This window comes from Desulfosporosinus sp. FKB, from assembly GCF_002196705.1.
Lineage (GTDB): Bacteria > Bacillota > Desulfitobacteriia > Desulfitobacteriales > Desulfitobacteriaceae > Desulfosporosinus.
The window spans coordinates 84820-103905 of record NZ_NADJ01000015.1 but is presented as its reverse complement, the minus strand read 5'-3'; the positions used below and the strand labels follow the sequence as shown (position 1 = coordinate 103905).

Below are 19086 nucleotides of genomic sequence, written 5' to 3'. Positions count from 1 at the left end.
AACAAATGACCAATGCGTATGATTTAATAATTATCGGCGGTGGACCTGCCGGATTATCTGCCGGTATCTATGGCGGCAGAGCTAAGCTTAAAACCCTGATTATTAATAAGGGAACTGTTGGGGGATTAGTGAATACAACACGGGAAATTGTCAATTATCCTGGCTACGGACTGATCAGCGGCTCTGATCTTATGCTGGACTTTAAAAAACATGCAGAAAGCTTTGGCGTAGAATTTTTAAGGGATCAGGTTTTAAGTACTGATTTTTCCCAAGAAGATAAAGTCATCAAAACCAAAAAGGGAAAGGAATTTACAGCTAAGGCTGTGATTTTAGCTTGCGGCAGTGAGCCAAGACTCCTGAACATTCCGGGTGAGAAACGACTTCAAGGCAGTGGAGTAGCTTATTGTGCCACCTGTGATGCTGAATTCTTTGAAGGTGAGGATGTCGTTGTCATCGGCAGCGGCGACCAAGCCATCGAGGAAGGTATGTATATTACTAAGTTTGCCCAAAAAGTTACAGTGATTGTGCTTCATGATGAGGGTATTTTAGATTGCAATAAACTCAGTGCAGAGCGCGCCTTCCAAAATAAAAAAATGGAGTTCATTTGGAACGCCACTGTCGAAGAAGTTTTGGGAGAAGAAAATGTTGAGGGCGTAAAAATTAAGAACCTTAAAACAGGGGAGTCTTCAGAATTGACCTGCCAGGGAGTATTTTTCTTCGTCGGTATGATACCTTCTACGCAAATTCTTAAAGACAGTGGCGTAGAGTTGGATCAACGAGGATATATACCTGTCAACGACCTGATGGAAACAAATCTTGAAGGAGTTTATGCGGTAGGAGATAATAGGGTTAAATATTTAAGGCAAGTCGTCTCGGCAGCCGGCGATGGGGCCACGGCGGCTGTAGCTGCTGAGCGGTATATTGAAGAATTGAATGCCTTTAAGTCGAACGTTCTCCAAAGTGATAAAAAAGTTCTCTTACTTTTCTTCAATGCGTTAAACAATACAAGCTTGGAATACGGTACTTTATTAGAAGAAGTAAACAAAGAACTGGCAGAACCCTATAACGTCATGAAAATCGATATAGCCACTAAGAAGAATCTCGCGCATAAATTTAGTATTGAAATCGTTCCTTCGGTTGTGGTGCTTGATAAAGGACGGGAAATCAAACGAGTTGTTTGTGTAATGGATAAAGAAAGTTTGAAGAGGCAATTAAGCTAATTGATTAAGTGGTATTAATGATGGTTGTATATCAAGCAAGAGGATTGTGTGTTATTTGATTGTATGAAAAAGAGTGAATAAGAGAGGAATTATAATGAAGCAGCAGGTAGCTGGGACTTGGCAAAACGGTAAGAATGTTGTTCTGTCTCTTAATCCGGATATTGAGCTTGTAGTAAATGAAAACGGCCCGAAAGCGACAGATCTTGTTTTAGCAGGGTTAGTAAGCTGCAGTATCGGAGTTTTATTGGAGATTTTAGCTAAAATGAGAGTATCACTCAAGACGTTAAAAGTTGTTACAGAGGCAGAGCGAGACGTTGAACCGCCAAAGCTCTTCACCAAAATTAAAATAATTTACCAGCTAGAAGTTGATGAGGAACAAGAAAATAAGGTAATTAAAGCCATAAAACTTGGGAAGAGTTACTGCACAGTATTTAATATTTTGCAAAAAAGTGCAGATATTGAAGTTGAGTGTTATGTGAATGGAAATCTACGAAATACCCAATGTTAGCAATTTGATTTTGAAGCTCTGTCAGAGGACAGGGCTTATTTTTTATATAATTTATGGCTTTTACGATTTTTAGTCCTAAGATTCGCAGGAATTACATAATTATTGGAGAATTTTTGGGTATACACATATTCAGGAACTGGCTAGTGATTTGAGTTTTATCATTAAATGTTTTACATTCTATAATAAGGGATTACTTCTTGATTCAGAAAGGATTGATGAAGATGCTCAAAACAGGAGATATTGCGCCTGATTTTCTTGCTGAAGGAAGTCACGGCCAGCCCGTAAAACTATCAGAACTTCGCGGTAAAAAGATAGTCCTTTATTTTTATCCTAAAGATATGACTTCTGGTTGTACTACGGAGGCCTGTGATTTTCGTGACCATTACACAGATTTAAGCAGTAATGACACTTTGGTAATTGGTGTGAGTAAAGACCCCATGGGAAGTCATCACAAATTTATTGAAAAGTATCAGCTTCCTTTTATCTTGATAAGTGATCCGAATTTAGAGATCATTCAGGCTTATGATGTTTGGAAAGAAAAGACTATGTATGGTAAAAAGAGTATGGGAATCGAACGTACGACTTTTCTTATTGATCAAGACGGAGTAATTCGTAAAATCTACCCTAAAGTTAAAGTTAAGGGTCATGTTGAGCAGGTTTTAGAGGATTTAAGAAGCCTTTAATTATACTTTGAGTCAGTTTGGACAGGAGGGAGGATATGTGGAAAATGTGGAAGGAATTTAAAGAGTTTTCGCTTAAAGGGAATGTCATTGATTTGGCTATTGGTGTGATTATCGGGGGCGCATTCGGTAAGATCGTTACTTCTCTGGTCAGTGATATCATCATGCCTCTTCTAGGTATTCTTCTGGGTAAAGTTGACTTTTCTAATTTGTTTATTGTACTCGGAAGCGGACATTATAAGACACTCGTTGAGGCCAAGAATGCTGGAGTGGCAACCATAAATTACGGTACGTTTATTAATAATGTTATTAATTTCTTAATTATCGCCTTTTCCATTTTCATAGTTATTAAGCAAGTTAATCGCTTTACTAAGAAGAAAGAGGTTGAAGATGAACCATCGAAAACTAAAACTTGTCCTTATTGTATTACCGAAATCAACCTCAAGGCTACAAGATGTCCACATTGCACTGCAATTCTGAATGACTAAAAAGTTAATCCAAAATCCATAGAGCATCTCTTAAGACCGCTGAACCTGACAGGTTCAGCGGTTTGCTATGCGAAATATTTTCGTAGATGTGATGAACTTTAAAAAAGATTTTTCAGTGAAAAGTTTAGGAAACTATATTGTTTTTAAAAGGAGGAAAATTCTTAGCAAATAATTAAAGGAGAATAATCGAATTACGTCGAATATTGTATATCAAGAAAAAACGGACATTTCTAAATTTAGTTCATAGGTTGTTGAGAAGAGGTTAGGGTTATGGGGATCAGGCTTAAAACTTTTATTGTAATTTCTGCGGGTGCACTAGCTGTTGCTCTAGTTATGTTAGGTGCAATTCGAATATTTTTAATTGATAACTTATTAAATCAAGAAGATCAAATCTTAAAACAAAATTATAAAAGTATATCTATTATGTTAAACTCAAGAAAAGATTCTTTAAGAAGCACTCTCCTGGATTGGGCAAAATGGGATGACACGTTTAATTTTATTAAAGACAGTAATCAAGCATATATTAAGGACAATTTACAGAATTCAACATTTACTGACTTGTCCCTTAACATGATGATATTTTTAAATAATAAGGGAAAGATCATTTACGCTAAAGGTTATGATCTGGAGAATGGTGTTAAAACTCCAATTGATACTGGTGTTATTAGTTACATCAATAAACATCAACAACAATTATTGAATATTCGAGGAAATGATATACTTGCCGGAATGCTTATGGTCTCAAACAGACCTATGATTATTCTTATTACCTCGATTACTCAATCCGATGAGAAGCCTCCTGCTGAAGGTTATCTTGTCATTGGGCAATATCTGGATAAAAGTTATTTGAATTATCTGGACGAAGTTACTCATGAGACCATAGAAATTGGAAGCGTTAATCAAATCCAAGCAAGATCTCTTGATGATGACTTAGTAATTGAAAAAAGCAAAACCCTGGCAATGGCTACAGCTTTTGTCAAAGATCTTAACGGAAATCCCGATATTGCAATAACTATGAAGAGGCAAAGGAATATTTATGATCAGGGAATCAAAACTCTGCATCTATTTAGGTGGGTGTTTTTAGCGGGATTGTTTACGATAATCGTAATCTGTATCCTCGCAATTGATCGAACAATACTGAAACGTTTACACAAGCTTTATAGTTTTGTCCATGAGGTAAGTATACGAAAAGACGTTTGGTCAAGAATTGAGCTTAGTGGAAAGGATGAAATTTCGAGGTTAGCGACAGCTATCAATCAGATGCTTGAAGAAATTAAAACAGCATACAAAGATATCCAAGAAGGCGAAGAACGATTCAGGTTAACAATGGAAGCAACCAATGATGGGTTCTGGGACCTGAGAATTGAAGATATGAATCTATATATTAACTCTGAGTGGTTAAGGTTAGTTGGCGATGAAACGCTTAATAAGGAAGACCTTTACAAAAAATACTTCTGTCCAGCTCAAGAAGATGGATCAACTATAAATAATGCCTTGGACGAGTGTATTCGTGGAGACAAGGAGTATTTACATGAAGAATACAGTGTATGCAAAATAACTGGGGAACAGATTTGGATCTTAAATCGTGGTAAAGTCGTTGATTATGATTCTTCAGGACAACCCAAACGTGTGGTGGGGACTTTTTCAGATATTACAACGCAAAAACGGATTGAGCAAGAATTATATAGTTTGAGTTATACCGATAAGTTAACCGGTCTGAAAAATAGAGCGTATATGGAAAAAGTGCTGGAAAGTTTAGATCAATCCGCTGAATCAAACTATCAAATCTTGATGGGTGATTTAAATGGATTGAAATATACCAATGATACCTATGGGCATAATCAGGGTGATAAGTTATTATGCCAAATCTCTGAAATTTTCAAGAAAAGCTGCTCAGTGAGCGATATCATCGCTCGTTGGGGTGGAGATGAATTTATTATTCTCATTAAAGATAAGGATCAACTATATTGTCAAGAAGTTATTAAAAAAATTAAAAGCGAATGTAAAAATATTTCGCCGGATCTTCCTATAAAATTAAGCATTGCAATCGGAAGCGCTGAAAAGACAGGTAATTACAAAAGTAAAGATATTATAAAAATAGCTGAGGAAAGAATGTACCAAAATAAGCTTTTAGAAAGTACAAGCCTTAGAAGTTCAACGCTCTTGTCTCTCGAAAGAACCCTTTTTGAAAAAGACCAAGAAACCGAAGAACACGCAGCTAGACTGAGGACTATGTGCGTAAAAATTGGTGAGGCAATGAGATTTTCGCAGTACGAACTTGACGAATTAGCATTGTTTGCAATGCTCCATGATATTGGCAAAATTGCGATTCCTGATCATATATTAATGAAACCGGACAAACTATCTGAAGAAGAATGGGGTATCATGAAAAAACATTCAGAAATAGGCTTTCGTATTGCCGAGTCAACGCCGGAACTATCGCATATTGCCAAGAATATTCTTTCGCATCATGAGCGATATGATGGGAAGGGATATCCTAATGGCTTAAAAGGCGAAGGGATACCGAAGATGGCAAGAATATTAAGCATAGTTGATTCTTTTGATGTTATGACGAATACTAGACCATACAAAGCTGCCATTAGTGTAGAAGAGGCAATCGAAGAATTAAAAGCATGTGCGGGAAAACAATTTGATCCAGCTATTGTTGAAGTATTTCTCAAGTTATTGAAGGACAATAAGTTAGAAAAAAACGATATCATATCATCATAAATTCCAACATCATTCCTCCACCTCTCAGAGGACTATGCTGATTACTAAGTCATAACCGTTTCCCATAGATTGGTGATCGGTTATTTTTGTATCAATATTAACGAATTTTTAATCCTTGAGAAGGTAGAAAGTCAAAATCAGTTAAAACCAGAATTAAAGGTCAATAATGGTCAAATTTATGGGTTGAGCGATATACCCAAAGAGGGTATACTAAAGTCAGAAAAGGTCAGAAAACAAAGCAGTGTTCTAGTGTTTAGTACAAATTATAACTATAAATGGAAGCTAACTTATTATCTGCCAATTGGCGGTTAACATAGAGTTATTCACTCTTTTCCTCCTCTATCTTCCCCTCATTGTGAGGGGATTTTTTTGTATAGATATTTCAATTACCTTCTGAGAGCGATAGGGAATGTTTTAAGGGCTGCAATTTTTTTTGAAGGAAAAAGACAATAATAATGGAATTGTTACTATGTATAATAGTTTTATGGGAATTAATGTTATATAAGTAAGCTGCAGAATATACCTATGAAATTTCCCAGCCATAAAAACATAAAAGAAACGTCAATCTATATGATTACAAACTCTAAGCATAACCAGATTAAATTCACAAGGATGGTGAAATAATGCCGGATTTCATTGAAGGATTAAAAAGAGGTGCTAAAGCCATAAAAGAATCGTTCGGACCAAGTCGGTATGAAGTTGCAACTATAAAAGTGATATGTCCTCATTGCAAAAATGACGTTTTCGAAGAAGGTTCAGCACAATTGAATACTGCTGGTGCCACGTTTCTAAATCTTGATTGGCTCAATAAGTCAGCGACTATTCTCATTTGTACTCGCTGCGGATTAATCCAATGGTTTATCGAGTCTCCAGAGAAGACTTATTAATCTTCATTATCTTTAACAATAAAAGGGAAAACAATATTTGAAGGAGAGATGGTATATGTTAATTAAAATTGTAACCTTTTACGTAAAAGAGTCAGACGTCAAGGCATTTATTGAGGCAACGAGGATAAACCGAAGGAATTCCATTCAGGAAGAAGGCATAGAGAGTTTTGATTTTTTCCAGTGCAGGGATGATTCATCAAAATTTGTGCTGTACGAAGTTTATAATTCTCAGCAGGCTATGGATGAACATCTTAAAACTGCTCATTTCAAAGCCTGGAATGAAACTGTCACTCCTTATTTAGCTAAACCAACAGACAGAGCTGTCTACATTCCGGCAGCGGAGAGTATTTAAATGGATTTATGCTGTTATAAGGTCACAAAATGGACGGAAGTCCAGCAGTTACCCCTAGACAAGCACTATTAACTATTATCATATCAAGGTAAATAACAAAATGAGTTTCAGGATACTTATAATTCAATTGGAAACAATAACGAAAAGCAGAAAGAATTGGCTAATTATATGACCGCAAATCTCTACAAGTATAACCAAAAAAGGAATTTTACAAGAACCCAGGAACCTGAAGGGAGAACAGAATTGGCCCAAGAGGGCCTGAGGTTTGTTGTTCAGCACCATATAGCCCGCAGGGATCACTATGATTTCCGCCTGGAATGGGACGGAGCTCTCTTAAGCTGGGCAGTGCCCAAGGGTCCTTCCCTCGATACCCGTGACAAGAGGCTCGCCATACGGGTGGAGGAGCATCCCTTGGAATACAGAAACTTTGAGGGGACGATTCCCAAAGGGGAATATGGCGGGGGAGTCGTCATGATCTGGGATGAAGGTCACTGGGAGCCCTATGGGGATGTTGCCGACGGACTTCGTGCAGGGATGCTGAAGTTTGTTCTGCAAGGCTGCAGGCTTAAAGGAAAGTGGGCTCTGGTGCGTTTAAAAGGGAAAACAGACGAGAAACAGGAAAACTGGCTGTTACTTAAAGAAAGAGATGAGTATGCCAAAGTCTCCGACGAGATCTGCCAATTTATCACGAGCATCAGAACCGGACGCACCATGACGGAAATTGAAGAAGGAGAAGACACTAAGAGCACGAGCAATCCCTTCAGCAATACCGGCGTGCAGCTTGCCCGATTAGTCAACACAGCCCCAAAGGGTGAGGATTGGCTTTTTGAATTGAAATACGACGGCTACAGGATACTGGCATATATTGAAGGGAACAGCGTTCGGCTTATCACCAGGAACGGCAACGATTTTACGGAACGTTTCAGGGAAGTTGCCTCTTCCCTCGTGGAATGGGCCGGCGGCAGGGCGATGATTCTGGACGGAGAAATGACCGTCACGAATGCGGCGGGCAAGACGGATTTTCAGGCTCTCCAAAACTATCTAAAAAATCCCCAGGACAAAAATCTGACCTATATTGTCTTCGATCTTCTGGCGCTGGATAGTGTGGACCTGCGGGGACAGCGTCTGATTGACAGAAAGGAAAGGCTGGAAGCGCTGCTGAAGGATGCCCCTAAAAACCTTTACTACAGCCGGCATGTGAGAGGAAACGGCAAGGGAAGTTTCCGTGCGGCCTGTGAGGCAGGTATGGAGGGGATAGTAGGCAAGAAAGCCGATTCCATCTATAGTGGAGCAAGAAACAGCGACTGGATCAAACTTAAATGTGAGCAAAGGCAGGAATTTGTGATCGGTGGATATACACTTTCCGATAGAAAAACAAGCGGAGTAAGCTCCCTGCTCCTGGGCATCTATGACGACGATGAATTAGTCTATGCCGGACGTGCCGGAACCGGCCTGAGTGAAGCAGACAGAAAAGAGCTGGAAGAAAAATTTACGGGCCTTAAGCGAAAGGAGCCTTCATTCCAGATCGCGCCCAAGCCTAGATCCCAGGAAAAAATCACCTGGCTTGAACCCGAGCTGGTCGCGGAAGTTAAATATGCCGAATGGACCTCAGAGCATCTCTTAAGACAGGCCAGTTTCAAAGGTCTGCGGACAGATAAGAATCCAAGGGGTATTAATAAGGAAAAGGCGGATGAAGAAATACGCCCCCCCTCATCCGGCAATAAAATGGAGAGAGCTATGGAAACAAACGCCGACTGTATCATTATTGAAGGAATCAAGATTAGCAACCCGGACAAGGTGATCTTTGCAGATTCGGAAATTACCAAAGGTGACGTAATCCGATATTACAGCCAAGTTGCAGAACGTATGCTGCCCTATGTGAGCCGCAGGATTCTTAGCATTGTATGCTGTCCTAAGGGCATCTCCCAGACCTGCTTTTATAAAAAACATCCCGGTCCGGGCAGCAAAGGAATTGTCACAATCCCTGTAGTCACCAGTGACGGAGAAACAGAAGATTACTTCTATATAAAGGATACATCAGGGCTGATTGCCGAAGCCCAAATGGGTACGCTGGAATTTCATACCTGGGGAAGCAGTGTCGACAACTTAGAAAAGCCTGATGTGATGGTCTTTGATTTGGATCCGGATGAGGGGATGGATCTAAGCAGGGTGCGCCAAGGTGTGCGGGATATGAAAACTATTCTTGCCGAACTTTCCCTGAATTCTTATTTGAAGACCAGCGGCGGTAAAGGATACCATGTGGTCGTTCCTTTAAAACCTGTCGTTGCCTGGGACACGTTTCACGATTTTGCCAAACGCGTTGCTCAAGTGATGGAGCAGAAATGGCCTGACCGCTATACAAGTAATGTGAGAAAGGCCAAGCGTGCTAACAAGATCTTTATCGACTGGATTCGCAATGGCCGAGGTGCTACCAGCATTGCCCCTTATTCGCTGAGAGCGAGGACCGGAGCTGGTGTGTCCATGCCTATCGCTTGGGATGAACTGGACACGGTAGCACCTAACGGTGTTAATATGACGGAGGCGCTCCGGAGGATCGAGGGCAATGACCCTTGGCAAGATTTTTTTCGAAATAATCAGCGGCTTAGGTGAACTTGTTAGTTTGAGTATGAATTATCGCCTATACATTGAAATTGCAAAAACTTCGTGAGAATTTGTAATATAGTTCATATCTTCCGTGGAGATTTTCTATTGCTGACGTCATGGAGGATTTAGAGTTTTGGGACTAAACTAAATTTAACAATTCCAAGTTTACTCAGGAAAGGTGTTGGGTTATATTGTAGAAAATATTAAAACTTACCATACTATACTTAAAGTTAATGAGAAACTATATAATTATATTTCGCTATATAACTTTAACAATATTCGCAATAGGGAGGTTATCATTTAATGAACAATCGTAATACGAACGCAACAAAATACAAGGGTTCAAATCAGTTGAATCTTATCCGTAGTTCTAATGTACCAAGTGTTGGATACAAGTTGTTTCGTCTCAGCAGCAAAAGCACAGATAATATTCACTAATCGCATAAGTTGAATTCTATCAAAACATCCTGGAGAACTGCTATCTCCAGGATGTTTTGATAATCAACTATTATTTCTTTTTCCAACTGAAGAGGGCCTCTTATATCTGTATATCCATTTCTTTCATCCTTCGGTAAAGGGTATTCCTTCCAATACCGAGAAGTTTGGCAGCCGGAGCTATTTTGCCTTTGGTTTGAGTAAGCGCATAGAGGATTGCATGTTTAGTTTGTTGCTCAAGTAAAGGCTCAGGCTCAGTTTTTGTATCTGATTGTTTAAATTCATCGGGTAAGTCTGCTAAGGTTAAAATGGGACCTTCGGCAAGAGCAACCATACTCTCAATACAATTTTCGAGTTCACGGACATTGCCCGGCCATTTTTGGGCTAGCAAGTAAGGATATACTTCTTCTTGGATTCCGATGACTTGAATGCCAAAGGATGTACTGGCTTTGTGAATGAAATGGGGGACTAAATCTCTGATATCTTCCACCCGTTCGCGAAGCGGAGGCAATTCTAAAGTCACAACTTTCAAGCGATAGTATAAGTCCAGTCGGAAGCGATCGGATGCAACAAGAGCGGAAAGATCCTTGTGTGATGCCGCAATGACTCGAACGTCAATTTTTTTCGTCTTTGTATCTCCAATGCGGCAGACTTCTCTTTCCTGAAGGGCGCGAAGTAGGGCAACCTGAACATTTAAGGGCATATCGCCTATTTCATCCAAGAAAATGGTTCCCTTGTCCGCTAATTCAAATTTACCAGGTTTTCCACCACGACGTGCTCCAGTGAAGGCTCCTTCGACATACCCAAACAACTCGCTTTCAACAAGTGAAGAAGACAGCGAAGCACAATTCAGAGCAATAAAGGGCCCGTCTCGTCGTGGGCTAAGTTGATGGATTGTCCGAGCGATAATTTCTTTTCCAGTCCCACTTTCTCCGTGAATTAGTACGGAAGAGTGAGTGGCAGCAACTTTGGAAGCTCTTGCCAAAGTTTGCTGAGTGTGCTGACCATGTCCAACCCATAATGTGTTATTGGACACAGCAGAGGGTTCTGTTGTAACTTGAAGAGTCCCTACTGCACCTAATGAGTAACCCTTATCATTAATAACCTGTTTTAAATGAGAAGATATCTCATTTCCGTAACTATTCTTTATTTTCAGATTTAAGGAACGTCCGCTTAACATCCAACCTTTCGGTGAACTGAAAATGTCGGCGGCAAGCTGCCCGATAATCTCCTCCTCTTTGCGCCCGAGAAGTGCAGCCCCTAAAGAGTTGATGTTCGTAATGATCCCATTTCGATCAATAGCCAGAAATCCTTGATTTAAAAGGGATGAAGCTAACTTTGCACCTTCTTGATAAAATTCCAGCTGATCTTCTAACTCAAGAAGCTGCAAATTTTTTTCAATCATGCTTGCCCCCATCCGAGCAATTCTAAGAATTTTCTCACGATCTTTAGCGGCATCACCGCTGATATCAAGAACGCCGAGAGGTGCTCCTGCTGTGTTTTGAATAGGAGCGGCCCAGCATGCTAAAAAATGATTTTCACGAACAAAATGTTCCCAACCGAAGACAGAGATGGGGGCATTATCTCGGAGAGCAGTTCCGATGGCATTGGTTCCTCTTATTTCTTCCCGCCAACTGGCTCCGGGACTTAGATAAACTTTTTGGGCTTTACTCATGAAAGAATCATCGCCGGTAGCTTCGATAATATATCCCTCGTTGTCGCAGAGCAATACCGTATACTTATTGCTTCCTAACAAACTGAATATATAAGGCAAAACTGTTCCACCGGCCCGGATTAATGATTCTTGGGCATCACGACGCTCATTAAGACGGGGCTTTGAGAGAATGTCCTGATTTGTAATTAGTCTATGATCAACTTGAAATTCAATACTTCTCTGCCAGGAACGATAGATGGAAGGAGTTACTTCCGATTCGACGCTCTCTCCATTGATGAAACGATTCCAACGGTTGCTCATACTCTTTCCCCTTTCTCTAGCATTAAAGTTGACTGGCACGTTTTCAGAATAACATAAATATTCTCGACGAACAACTGCAGATCGCTAAGTTAAATGCTCCATTATGGAACACTAAAACGAACACAAAGATCAGAAATGGAACATTTTTATTTTTCAAACTATTACATTTTGAACTTTTATCTTTAGGTTTTATTAAAATTTTAAATAAAATTAAGTTATATTTTAATAATAATATGCGAAAACTATATCACCTAGCCTTTATGAAACATCAAAAGCCCAACTTAGATTTTCTGAAGGTTGGGCTCTGAAGTTCTTGGCAGTTTAAGTGAACAACTTATTTGCCGAAGGAACAATGAGGGTAAGAACAGACAGGACAGTCCAGACAAAGTCCGCCATGCCCAGCTTTGACGATATCACGGCGTGACAGCCGCTCTCCAGTCAGCAGCCTCGGAGCAAATAGGTCAAACGCAGTTGTTTTAGAATACATAACGCATCCGGGTAACCCAAGGATTGGAACATCATTAATATAGGCCAATAAAAACATAGCGCCGGGTAAAATAGGAGCACCATAGGTGATTAGCTCTGCGCCCATTTCTTTAATGGCTGTGGGTGTTACATCATCCGGGTCTACCGACATACCGCCACTGACAAGGATCATGTCCGCACCCTGGTCTAAATGATCTTGGATAGAGCTTTGAATCTGAGAGATATCATCGCTGGCAAATGTTTGCCTCAGTACCGCAGAACCCCAGGCTTCAATCTTAGCCCGCAGGACAGGGCCAAACTTATCTTGAATTCTTCCATGATAGACTTCATTGCCAGTAGTGACAATACCGACTTTGAATGATTTCAAAGGACGAACTTCAAGGAGCGGGGTTGAAAACATTTTGGCAATTCGTTCAGCTTCAAGGATCACCTTCTCGTCAATCATCAGCGGAACAACACGAGTTCCCGCAACCTTAGTGCCTTTTTTGACGGGACGATGATTGTGAAGCGTAGAGAGAATAATGTACTCCAAAGAGTTTAAGTCTAAAACGCCGTCTTCAGAGAGATAAAGGAGTCCGTCGTGGGCGGCGGTGAATGTAATTTTTCCTTCTTTGGGTTCGTCAAGGGTAAGCCCCGGTCCGCAAGCTGCTTTGGCAAGGCGCTCTGCCGCTTCATTTTCATGAATCAGGCCGGGGGTTTGATCCCAAACATAAATGTGTTCCTTTCCCATGCTTAGCAGAATAGGAATATCTTCTTCACGGACGACATGTCCCTTGCGAAAGCGCGGACCTTTTGTAACACCAGGAATAATTTGAGTCATGTCATGAATTAAGACAGCGCCAACAGAATCTTGAACCTTGATTTTTTCCATTGTGACAACCTCCAATTTGTGTAAGGGAAAGGAGGGTTTAAAACTATGCATCATGGAGTTAAACTTAAAACTTTCAGAAGTTTCAAGGCGGCTGAGGGAAGGAATACTGGCTATCTTTTATGGTATCGTATTCTATAGGTGAGATCAAGCTGGAATTTTCATTAAAATAAGGTAGTTAAAAATTCATAAAATTATTGGCATAAATCTTGCAGTTAAAACTAGCGTAAAGGATCAAAAACATTAAAGTTACACAAAGGTTATTAAAAGGTATCATTTTAAGAAAAAAGGGGTGGGAGGAAATTTTCAGTTGACTATGCGCTGTTTTGGAGGGAAAAACTTTCTGGTAAAATACGGACGAATATTGGCGTTTATTTCAAATTAAACTGGTGTTTAAAACAAACTGGAGAAGAATGGATCATCCTTTTAGGATTAATTGACCGCAAAGGAGAGAAAAAAATTGCTTAAAAAGAACTTAATTATTAACGGAAGACCTCAAATTTTAATTGTCGATGGTGAAGCTACCCTGGCAAATGTACTGCGTGGACAAATGCACATGACGGGAACAAAAATCGGCTGCGGCAAAGCCCAATGTGGTGCCTGTTCCGTGATCGTGGATGGTAAGGTTATCCGCTCCTGTGTAACAAAAATGAAACGAATTGCCGATCATGCTGAGATTACAACTATTGAAGGAGTGGGAACTAAAGAACATTTGCATCCTTTACAACTGTCCTGGATGATTCATGGCGCCGCTCAATGTGGCTTCTGCAGCCCCGGATTTATTGTATCTGCTAAGCAGCTCTTGGAAGAAAATATTAACCCTGCCAGAGAGGAAGTTCGGGATTGGTTTCAAAAGCATCGCAATGCCTGCCGCTGCACAGGTTATAAGCCTTTAGTGGACGCAGTGATGGATGCTGCACGTTTAATGCGGGGAGAAGTTACCACCGAAGAATTATGGTGCAAATTACCTGAAGACGGCCATATTTGGGGTACTAACTATATTCGTCCCTCCGCTTTGGCCAAGGTTACCGGGACTTGGGATTTTGGCGCAGACGCCGGACATAAATTGCCGTGCGGAACCTTGCAGCTGAAACTGGTTCAGGCCAAAGTTTCTCATGCCAATATTCTTTCTATTGATACTTCAGAAGCAGAAAAAATGCCCGGTGTCTACAAAGTTATTACAGCCAAAGAAGTCGTGGGCAAAAACAAAATTACAGGTTTAATTACTTTCCCGACGAATAAAGGTGACGGCTGGGATCGTCCGATCCTCTGCGATAAAAAAGTGTTCCAATTTGGTGATGCGATAGCTATCGTTGCAGCCGATACTGCGGAACATGCTCAAGCCGCAGTGGACAAGGTTAAAGTGGACCTTGAATTGCTGCCGGAATATATGAGTGCTCCAGCGGCCATGGCTGACGATGCCATCGAGATTCATCCCGGAACCCCAAATGTTTATTTTGAAACGAAGGTTGTTAAGGGTGAAGATACTGCACCTCTGCTGGAAAAAGCAGATGTCGTTGTGGAAGACGATTTTTATGTTGGACGTCAACCCCACATGCCCATAGAGCCTGATGTCGGCTTCGCCTTTTTCAATGAGGAAGGTAAACTAATTATCCATTCCAAAAGTATTGGCATCCATCTCCATCAGGCCATGATTTGTGCAGGCATAGGAATTGAGTCTGAAAAACTGATATTAGTTCAAAACAACGCGGGCGGAACCTTCGGCTATAAGTTCAGCCCGACTATCGAAGCTTTGTTAGGAGTCGCGGCAGTTGCCACAGGCAAGCCTGTTTACCTGGAGTTTGATTATTATCAGCAGATGACCTACACCGGAAAACGTTCACCATTCTTTATTAATCTTAAATTTGGAGCAACTAAAGAGGGCAAATTAATGGCCATGGAATCCGATTGGTCCGTAGATCACGGTCCATATTCCGAATTTGGCGATCTGCTTACCATAAGGGGCTCCCAATTCATTGGTTGTGGCTACAATATTCCCAACATCCGCGGCTTTGGCCGAACGGTTTGTACCAATCATGCTTGGGGCTCAGCTTTTAGAGGGTATGGCTCACCGCAAAGCGTATTTTCTTCTGAGGTTTTGATGGATGAACTTGCCGAAAAGCTGGGTATGGATCCTTTTGACCTGCGCTATAAAAATGTCTACCGCCCCGGTGATACAACACCTACCGGTTGTGAACCTGATGTGTATTGTTTGGTTGAGATTATGGATAAACTTAAACCTAAATACGATCAAGCAAAAGAATGGGCTAAACAGCCACCATCATCTCCCAATAAAAAACGCGGAATCGGTATCTCGATTGGGGTCTACGGGTCAGGCTTAGACGGGGCAGACAGTGCTGCAGTTAATGTGGAACTAACGGCAACCGGTGTAACGGTTTACACGTCCTGGGAGGATCACGGTCAGGGAGCTGATATGGGATCACTGGCCACAGCCCATGAAGCTCTGCGTCCCTTGGGAATTAAACCGGAAAACATTAAGCTTGTAATGAATGATATGGAGAAAACCCCCAATAGCGGGCCTGCCGGAGGAAGCCGTTCACAAGTCCTAGTCGGTAATGCTACTCGGGTTGCTTGTGAAACGCTGCTGCAAGGTCTTAAGAAAGAGGACGGAACCTTCCGCACCTACGAAGAAATGATCGCCGAGAATCTGCCGGTTTATTTCCAAGGTGCTTGGACTGCTCCTGCCTCGGAGTGCAATGTGGAGACAGGACAAGGCAATCCCTTCGCCGTTTATATGTACGGAGCCTTCTTAGCACAAGTTGAAGTCGATATTACAACCGGCAAAACAAACGTTGCCAAGATGACAATGGTTGCCGATGTCGGCAAGATTGCCAATAAGCTGGTTGTGGATGGGCAGCTTTACGGCGGGTTAGTTCAAGGTCTTGGCCTGGCTCTGAGCGAAGATTTTGAGGACTTGAAAAAACACTCAGATCTCATCGGCGCCGGACTGCCCTTTATCAAAGATGTACCGGATGATATTGAACTTCTCTATGTTGAAACTTATCGCCCCAACGGCCCCTTTGGCGCCGCAGGTTCAGGAGAACTGCCTTTGACCTCACCCCATGCTTCCATTATTAATGCTATCTATAATGCCTGCGGTGTTCGGGTAACTCATTTACCCGCCCGTCCGGAAAAAGTACTTGCCGGTCTTCAGGCTAAGGGTTAAGGATTAAAGATTTGGATTGAATCCAGTGCCGGGAACCTGAACATGCTCAGTAATGGCAGGTTCCCGGCTTTATCCGGGCTAAGTAGCCGCGGTATACCCGTTTTTAATGTTTTGCAGCCATAACTAAGGAAATCGGGTGTTGCTTATGGAACAAGAGGAATTAAAACAGCTGGAAGATAAATGTACCCAAGAAAATCCTCCGGCTTGTACGGCGGGTTGCCCAATCCATGTCGATGCCCGCAAGCTAATGTCCGACATACAAAAAAGGGATTTAAAAAGCGCTCTGGCAACATTACAAAAAAAACAGCCCTTTCCCGGAATTATAGGTCGGATTTGTGATCACCCGTGTGAGGACGTTTGTAAACGCAGAGATGTTGGATCGCCTATTTCAATAGCGGCATTAGAAAAGTTTTGTGTACAAAATCAATCTGGAAATTCGCCGAAAGCGGGGATGATTTCGAAAAAAAGTCAAACTGTAGCGGTAGTTGGTTCGGGACTGAGAGGCCTGACGGCGGCTTATGATTTGGCTAAAAAAGGATATAAGGTTACTTTGTTTGAAAAGGCAGATCGAGTTGGCGGCAGCCTTTGGAATTTTCCTGTAGACCAATTGTCCCCGGAAGTTATTGTCGAGGAACTTTCCGTCTTATCCCGACTTGAGGTCCAGATCGAACTAAATAGGGAAATAACTCGCTTGGATTTAGCCAATCTTCAGGAGAAATTTGCTGCCATGTATCTTGGCCTGGCCCAGCAATCAGCTGACGCAGTTGAACTCCTCGGAAAAAATTATGAGCTTGACCCTGTCACCAGTGCAACAGCGATTAAGGGTATTTTTGGGGGAACCCTGGCAGGTAATAACTCACCGATAAGGTCTGTCGCTGACGGCCGTAAAGCAGCAATTTCTATAGACCGTTTTTTGCAAGGTGTTTCCTTAACGGCTTCCCGTGAAGGCGAAGGCTCTTATGAGAGTAAACTGTTCGTTAATACTCAAGAAATTGAACCATTGCCGGCAGTGTCCATGAGTAATGAACAAGCAGGTTACACTGTTGAAGAAGCTGTAGCAGAGGCTTCCAGATGTTTGAATTGTCAGTGTCTGGAATGTATAAAGGCCTGCAAATATATCGAAAATTACGGAAGTTATCCAAAAAAGTATTTGCGCCAAATTTATAATAATAATTCCATCGTCATGGGGATGCGGCATGCCAATAAAATGATCAACTCCTGCAGTTTGTGCGGGTTATGTGCTGAAGTTTGTCCGCAGGGATTAGATCTGGGAGAAGTTTGCAAAGCAAGCCGGGTAACCATGGTCGGCAAAGGAAAAATGCCGCCATCGGCCCACGATTTTGCTTTGCGGGACATGGCTTTCAGCAACAGTGATAAGTTTGCCTTAGCCAGGCATCAGCCAGACTGTAATTCCAGCAGCTACGTCTTTTTTCCCGGGTGCCAATTGAGCGCTTCATCTCCTGAGCATGTAGAAAACGTTTATAAATTGTTGACGGAGAAACTTTCCGGAGGCGTAGGTTTAATGCTTGGCTGCTGCGGTGCTCCAGCTGACTGGGCGGGTGAGCAAGACCTGTTCCGAAGAAATTCGGAAGTCTTAGCTGCTGAATGGGAACGGTTGGGCAGACCTCAGATCATCACAGCCTGTTCCACTTGTCACAGTATGTTCCAAACAAAGTTCCCACACATCGTCTCTTTGTGGGAGCTGATGGCTGACATGGAGCTTCCCGGACAAGAAGACAAGCTCAGTGGAGGAAAAGTGGCTGTCCAGGATGCTTGTACAACGAGACATGAACCGTCGATTCATAATGCAGTAAGAAAAATTTTAAAGAAACTAAAGTATGACATTGAAGAATTGCCATACAGCAGAGAGCGGACCAAGTGCTGCGGTTATGGTGGACTGATGTCCTTTGCCAACCGGGAATTAGCGCAGAAAATTGTCGAGGATCGAATCAGTGAGTCCGATGTGGATTATGTTGCTTACTGCGCTATGTGCAGAGATCGGTTTGCCTCTAAAGGTAAACGTACATGGCATTTACTAGATCTGATTTATGCAGACGATCTTGAGCAGGCTGCAGTTAAACCCGGTGTTGGTTTTTCCTACCGGCATGAAAACCGGGCCAAATTAAAACGCAAACTGCTGCATACGCTGTGGCAAGAAACTCCGTCAGATCAGGAGGAAGCCTATATGAGTATAAACCTTCAAATCGATGACAGGGTTTGGGAGACAATGGAGGATCGCCATATTCTTATTGAGGATATCCAACAGGTTATTGAGTACGCGGAGCGGACAGGAAGAAAGTTTGTAAATCCCGATAATGGCCGTAGTTTGGCCCATTACCGCCCTCTCAGGGTAACGTACTGGGTAGAATACGAACCTCAGAACCAAGGTTTTATCGTCTACAATGCTTATAGCCATCGCATGGAAATTGTGGAGGGAGCTCATGAATAATACGCCAAAACAAACGGGAAAACTGCCTTGGAAGTGCGGGAAATGCGGCGGCGAACTGGAACGGGGTTTGGTTAAGGCATCTTATTTAGGCAATGATTTCGAGGTTCAAGAACTTAAATGTCTTAACTGCGGTCTGGTCCTGATTACCGAGGAACTGGCATTAGGAAAGATGTTTGAAGTCGAGCAAAGCCTGGAAGATAAGTAAAGGGGGATGGAT

Annotated in this window: 13 protein-coding genes; 11 read left to right on the top strand and 2 right to left on the bottom strand. The window is 41.8% G+C overall.

Annotated features, from left to right (window positions below; all coding sequences use genetic code 11):
* The first annotated feature begins 5 nt into the window (after positions 1-5).
* The 8 genes from trxB to ligD all read left to right on the top strand — a co-directional run bounded on the left by trxB (position 6) and on the right by ligD (position 9475).
* On the top strand, positions 6-1220 hold the full coding sequence (gene trxB / locus B5Y67_RS05120; RefSeq protein ID WP_088225451.1) for a thioredoxin-disulfide reductase: 1215 nt from the start codon (positions 6-8) through the stop codon (positions 1218-1220).
* 94 nt (positions 1221-1314) lie between these two features.
* The gene (locus tag B5Y67_RS05115) at positions 1315-1728 is read left to right on the top strand and encodes an OsmC family protein (RefSeq protein WP_088225450.1); all 414 of its coding nucleotides are present in this window, start codon (positions 1315-1317) and stop codon (positions 1726-1728) included.
* A 221-nt stretch (positions 1729-1949) separates the two neighbouring features.
* The gene (bcp, locus tag B5Y67_RS05110; RefSeq protein WP_088225517.1) at positions 1950-2411 is read left to right on the top strand and encodes a thioredoxin-dependent thiol peroxidase; all 462 of its coding nucleotides are present in this window, start codon (positions 1950-1952) and stop codon (positions 2409-2411) included.
* A 44-nt stretch (positions 2412-2455) separates the two neighbouring features.
* Positions 2456-2896, top strand: a complete 441-nt coding sequence (gene mscL / locus B5Y67_RS05105) for a large conductance mechanosensitive channel protein MscL (protein ID WP_088225516.1) — start codon at positions 2456-2458, stop codon at positions 2894-2896.
* A 270-nt stretch (positions 2897-3166) separates the two neighbouring features.
* Positions 3167-5626, top strand: coding sequence for an HD domain-containing phosphohydrolase (locus B5Y67_RS05100; RefSeq protein ID WP_088225449.1), 2460 nt, complete (start codon positions 3167-3169; stop codon positions 5624-5626).
* Positions 5627-6249: 623 nt separating this feature from the next.
* The gene (locus B5Y67_RS05095) at positions 6250-6513 is read left to right on the top strand and encodes a hypothetical protein (RefSeq protein ID WP_088225448.1); all 264 of its coding nucleotides are present in this window, start codon (positions 6250-6252) and stop codon (positions 6511-6513) included.
* A 55-nt stretch (positions 6514-6568) separates the two neighbouring features.
* Positions 6569-6865: a putative quinol monooxygenase gene (locus tag B5Y67_RS05090; RefSeq protein WP_088225447.1), complete on the top strand. Its 297-nt coding sequence runs from the start codon at positions 6569-6571 to the stop codon at positions 6863-6865.
* Between the two features lie 168 nt (positions 6866-7033).
* Positions 7034-9475: a DNA ligase D gene (gene ligD / locus B5Y67_RS05085; protein ID WP_088225446.1), complete on the top strand. Its 2442-nt coding sequence runs from the start codon at positions 7034-7036 to the stop codon at positions 9473-9475.
* A 532-nt stretch (positions 9476-10007) separates the two neighbouring features.
* Here the strand turns inward: ligD and B5Y67_RS05080 are convergent.
* Positions 10008-11879, bottom strand: a complete 1872-nt coding sequence (locus B5Y67_RS05080) for a sigma-54-dependent Fis family transcriptional regulator (RefSeq protein WP_088225445.1) — start codon at positions 11877-11879, stop codon at positions 10008-10010.
* Positions 11880-12213: 334 nt separating this feature from the next.
* On the bottom strand, positions 12214-13236 hold the full coding sequence (locus tag B5Y67_RS05075; protein ID WP_088225444.1) for a molybdopterin-binding protein: 1023 nt from the start codon (positions 13234-13236) through the stop codon (positions 12214-12216).
* A 457-nt stretch (positions 13237-13693) separates the two neighbouring features.
* Between B5Y67_RS05075 and B5Y67_RS05070 the strand changes: the two genes are divergently transcribed.
* From B5Y67_RS05070 to B5Y67_RS05060, 3 genes are all read left to right on the top strand, one after another.
* A complete protein-coding gene (locus B5Y67_RS05070; RefSeq protein ID WP_088225443.1) occupies positions 13694-16420 on the top strand; it encodes a molybdopterin-dependent aldehyde oxidoreductase in 2727 nt (908 codons plus the stop codon).
* 145 nt (positions 16421-16565) lie between these two features.
* Positions 16566-18869, top strand: coding sequence for a pyridine nucleotide-disulfide oxidoreductase/dicluster-binding protein (locus B5Y67_RS05065; RefSeq protein WP_088225515.1), 2304 nt, complete (start codon positions 16566-16568; stop codon positions 18867-18869).
* A complete protein-coding gene (locus tag B5Y67_RS05060; protein WP_088225442.1) occupies positions 18862-19074 on the top strand; it encodes a DVU_1557 family redox protein in 213 nt (70 codons plus the stop codon). The genes B5Y67_RS05065 and B5Y67_RS05060 overlap by 8 nt, the downstream gene beginning before the upstream one ends.
* Positions 19075-19086 lie beyond the last annotated feature (12 nt).

Bases quoted from the DNA above. Each gene is read 5' to 3' on its own strand.
- trxB (WP_088225451.1), top strand. From the start codon at position 6: ATGACCAATGCGTATGATTTAATAATTATCGGCGGTGGACCTGCCGGA.
- B5Y67_RS05080 (WP_088225445.1), bottom strand. From the start codon at position 11,879: ATGAGCAACCGTTGGAATCGTTTCATCAATGGAGAGAGCGTCGAATCG.
- ligD (WP_088225446.1), top strand. From the start codon at position 7,034: ATGACCGCAAATCTCTACAAGTATAACCAAAAAAGGAATTTTACAAGA.
- B5Y67_RS05095 (WP_088225448.1), top strand. From the start codon at position 6,250: ATGCCGGATTTCATTGAAGGATTAAAAAGAGGTGCTAAAGCCATAAAA.
- B5Y67_RS05065 (WP_088225515.1), top strand. From the start codon at position 16,566: ATGGAACAAGAGGAATTAAAACAGCTGGAAGATAAATGTACCCAAGAA.
- B5Y67_RS05075 (WP_088225444.1), bottom strand. From the start codon at position 13,236: ATGGAAAAAATCAAGGTTCAAGATTCTGTTGGCGCTGTCTTAATTCAT.
- B5Y67_RS05060 (WP_088225442.1), top strand. From the start codon at position 18,862: ATGAATAATACGCCAAAACAAACGGGAAAACTGCCTTGGAAGTGCGGG.
- bcp (WP_088225517.1), top strand. From the start codon at position 1,950: ATGCTCAAAACAGGAGATATTGCGCCTGATTTTCTTGCTGAAGGAAGT.
- B5Y67_RS05115 (WP_088225450.1), top strand. From the start codon at position 1,315: ATGAAGCAGCAGGTAGCTGGGACTTGGCAAAACGGTAAGAATGTTGTT.
- B5Y67_RS05100 (WP_088225449.1), top strand. From the start codon at position 3,167: ATGGGGATCAGGCTTAAAACTTTTATTGTAATTTCTGCGGGTGCACTA.
- mscL (WP_088225516.1), top strand. From the start codon at position 2,456: ATGTGGAAGGAATTTAAAGAGTTTTCGCTTAAAGGGAATGTCATTGAT.
- B5Y67_RS05090 (WP_088225447.1), top strand. From the start codon at position 6,569: ATGTTAATTAAAATTGTAACCTTTTACGTAAAAGAGTCAGACGTCAAG.